Annotated in this window: 4 protein-coding genes; 3 read left to right on the top strand and 1 reads right to left on the bottom strand. The window is 52.2% G+C overall.

Going from position 1 to position 3,286, the window contains the following annotated elements:
• The coding region (locus Q7V06_RS09145; protein WP_304840790.1) for an AAA family ATPase at nucleotides 1-998 on the top strand (998 nt) is incomplete at its 5' end.
• Nucleotides 995-1,711: a class I SAM-dependent methyltransferase gene (locus Q7V06_RS09140; RefSeq protein ID WP_304840788.1), complete on the top strand. Its 717-nt coding sequence runs from the start codon at nucleotides 995-997 to the stop codon at nucleotides 1,709-1,711. The genes Q7V06_RS09145 and Q7V06_RS09140, both read left to right, overlap by 4 nt.
• 7 nt (nucleotides 1,712-1,718) lie before the next feature.
• Here Q7V06_RS09140 and Q7V06_RS09135 read toward each other — a convergent pair whose 3' ends face one another.
• On the bottom strand, nucleotides 1,719-3,035 hold the full coding sequence (locus Q7V06_RS09135; protein WP_304840794.1) for an AIR synthase-related protein: 1,317 nt from the start codon (nucleotides 3,033-3,035) through the stop codon (nucleotides 1,719-1,721).
• Nucleotides 3,036-3,174: 139 nt separating this feature from the next.
• Between Q7V06_RS09135 and Q7V06_RS09130 the strand changes: the two genes are divergently transcribed.
• Nucleotides 3,175-3,286 (top strand): bifunctional hydroxymethylpyrimidine kinase/phosphomethylpyrimidine kinase (locus Q7V06_RS09130; RefSeq protein ID WP_304840792.1); only part of this gene is annotated, 112 nt, incomplete at its 3' end.

Raw genomic sequence — 3,286 nt, 5'->3', positions numbered from 1 at the left:
ATCCGATGCTATGGATTAAAAAATACCGCCCAAACACACTTGATGAGATCCTCGGAGAAGAGCATATAAAAAATCAGCTGAAGATGTTTGCGGAGAGTGGATCGTTTCCCCATATGCTCGTATCCGGATCTCGTGGAGTTGGGAAGACGACGGCACTCGAATGTTTTTTGAAACTTGTATATGGCGAATATACTTCTGAGAACGTAACTGTGATCCCCTCAGGCACCCTCTTTTCACAGGGGAGAGCATACCTTGAGGCAAATCCGAAGTTCACGCATCTGTATCAGAAGAATATGAGCGTTCTTGCCAACTTCAAACATATCGTCCGGTGGCATGCTTCACTACGGCCCTTAAATACACCCTTCAGGGTGATAATCTTTGATGAGGCAGATGCCCTCCCTCAGGATGCCCAGAACGGTCTGCGGCGAACAATGGAACGGTTCAGTGCCACATGCCGTTTCATCTTTGTAACGACACAGCCTGCTTCTGTGATTGACCCGCTCAGATCCCGCTCTCTCCCCCTCTCCTTCCTCCCTATTGAAAGTATTCTTATTGCGAACCGGCTCAGGGAGATCCTCTCTCTTGAAGGGAAAGAAGGCACGGTCTCAGATGATGATCTCGACCTCCTTGCAATAGCAGTTCGTGGAGATCTGAGAAAGGCGATTATGCATCTTCAGGTGGCGGTAGAGACCAATTGCCCTATTGATCCCGAATCGATCGATGACACAGAGACAGTACGTCTCTCGAACATGATCCTGGACGCGGTCAGGCGTGGAGATCAGTCAGCCGCCCAGAAGGGTGCCGAGACCCTCATGATCGAGTATGGCCTCTCTGGAAGAGAACTTATCAGAACAATCTGGCGTTCCCTCAAGGTCTGTTGTAATAACCCCAAAGCGACACTGCTCGTTGCAGAAACGGATTCTTTAATTGGTATGTCGGGGAATGAGTACCTTCAGGTGAATGCATTCCTTGCGAGGCTTCTGGAGATGAAGATATGAGCAGAACGAAGGTACAGGCACATTACGATGAGGTTGCGGAGGTTTATGATCAGCGGTACGATCTCCGTCAGGGGAGGCTGTACCACCATCACCTCAGCAGGATCATACTTAACCGGCTCCCAAATGGCGGAAGCCTTCTTGATCTCGGATGCGGAACCGGTCTTTTTATCGAGCACTATCTGAAGAATGGCGATCAGGGGGTCGGGCTTGATATTTCACCTGGTATGGTGAGGATTGCCCGCCTTCGCTGTCCGGAATCTGATTTTCTGGTTGGAACAGCAGATATCCTGCCGTTTGATGATGAGAGCTTCGAGAATGTAGCAAGCCTTCTTGCGTTCACATACTTAAAGGATCCCGATGCAATGCTCAGGGAGTCATATAGGATCTTAAAGCCGGGTGGACGGATTGCCGTCTGCACGCTCGGCAGAAATATGATGACATGGATGGTCCCTCCCTTCTATAAACTTGGTGAGTGGCTGGGGTACCGAAAAATCGGTGTCGGTGATTTTGGTGAGAACTACTATTCCGGAGAAGAGATGAAAGAGATGTATTTAAATGCTGGTTTTGTTGATGTTGAGTCAACCCGTTGCTCATTTGCTCATTATACTCTCTCCCCGCGTATCTTCTCAATTGCGCAGCGGTGTGAACCGTTGATCGAGGGGCATCTTCCGTTGTTTGCATTCAATGTCTGTGTTAGCGGCAGGAAAGAATAGAGTGGGATTATTGTAGCTGCGAAAGCACCCTCACCTTCTTCTCCCGTGCCGCCTCTGCCGCACGGTCAACCTTCTTCTTCATCGCCTCGAAGTCGTCGCACTGCTTTTCAACGACCTTTTTGAGCGGGGTGTATGCAGCCTCGCGGAACTGTGGGGCAAAGTCAACCTCTTCTCCTCTTGAGATGAGGATGGATGCTGCAGGACCCTCCTCTGCTCTCCCGATGATCTCCACCGATACACCCGTTCCCCTGATGACGGCGATGACGCGGTCTGCTGCTTCAGGAGGCACAACGACGAGGAGTGCGTCCAGTGAGACACCAAGGTAGTCTATACCGAGTTTATCGAGGAGGGTAAGGACACGGGGGTTCACGAGATCCCTGAGTTTTTCTTCCTCAATGATGATCCGGCACTGTGCTGTCTCTGCCATCTCAAAGACATCTCCCCGGAGACCGCCGTTTGTGACATCGGTCATCGCATGGATCTCTGAGAAGACCGGATCTTTGATCAATGCATCACATGCACGGAGGAAGTGGAGGTTGATCGTCTCATCAACATAGTCGGCGTTGCCTGAGTAGATGGCGGCAGTGGCGATCGTACCGCCGCCTGCACCTTCTGTCATCAGAAAGAGATCCCCCGGCCTTATCTGGCGGCGGGCGGTGATATGGTCTGCGACCCCGACGACCCCGACACATCCGGTCATCCGGTCGCCGATCACCATATCGCCACCGATCCGAAGGGTCGATCCGGCAATGAGCGGGACACCGAGTGCTTCTGCAACTGTGGTGACGCCTGCTGTATAATCGAAGATTTTGGCGACATCGCCATCATCTGCCACATGGATATCCGAGATGAGACCGACAGGGGTTGCGCCCATCACATAGACGTCACGGAGGGTTGCACGGGTTGCATGGAAGCCTGCGAGGAAGGGGTAGTCTGAGAGGCGGGAGTGCATCCCATCGACGGTTGCGATGATATACTGGCCGCCTGCCTGAACAACGCCGCCGTCATCCATCTCGGAGACGCCGACAGATGCATTTGTATCACCGATGATCTCTGCAATCTTTCGATGCGCATAGAAGTCCCCGGTGCCGCGTGATCCAACACCAAACGCTCCCATCGATACCCCTGCTTTCTCATAGGTGAAGAGATCGCCACTGAGCCCTTCGGTCAATCTGACTTCTTCGATTGCCGCTCCTGCAAACGCCTCGGCATATTCTTTTGGTACATCTTTGATCTCGAGTATCCGGTCACGCAGGCGGGTACGCAGGTCTTCATCAGAGCAGCCTAATCGTGAAAATCTGCGTACGTATCCTTCAACATCCATAAGTACCGAAGGGTGATGATCGGCAATAAAGGCGTGATGCAGATGGTTCTTCCCGACTGCTTTTTCGTATTCCTCATCCTGATCAGCGCAGGAGTTGATCGGAATCCTGATGAGGGGGTGGGACAAGAGTTCTTTCATTATGGCATGTGACCTCACGTATTCTGCCTGTTCAATTGCCGGCTCCGATTCGAGCGGGGGCGCAGGTCTTCAGGTCGATCTGAAGACCTTTGCCGCATACGGGGTCTATGGCC

This window comes from Methanocalculus sp., assembly GCF_030651615.1.
GTDB lineage: Archaea > Halobacteriota > Methanomicrobia > Methanomicrobiales > Methanocorpusculaceae > Methanocalculus.
This window is presented reverse-complemented; position numbering and strand designations above follow the sequence as displayed.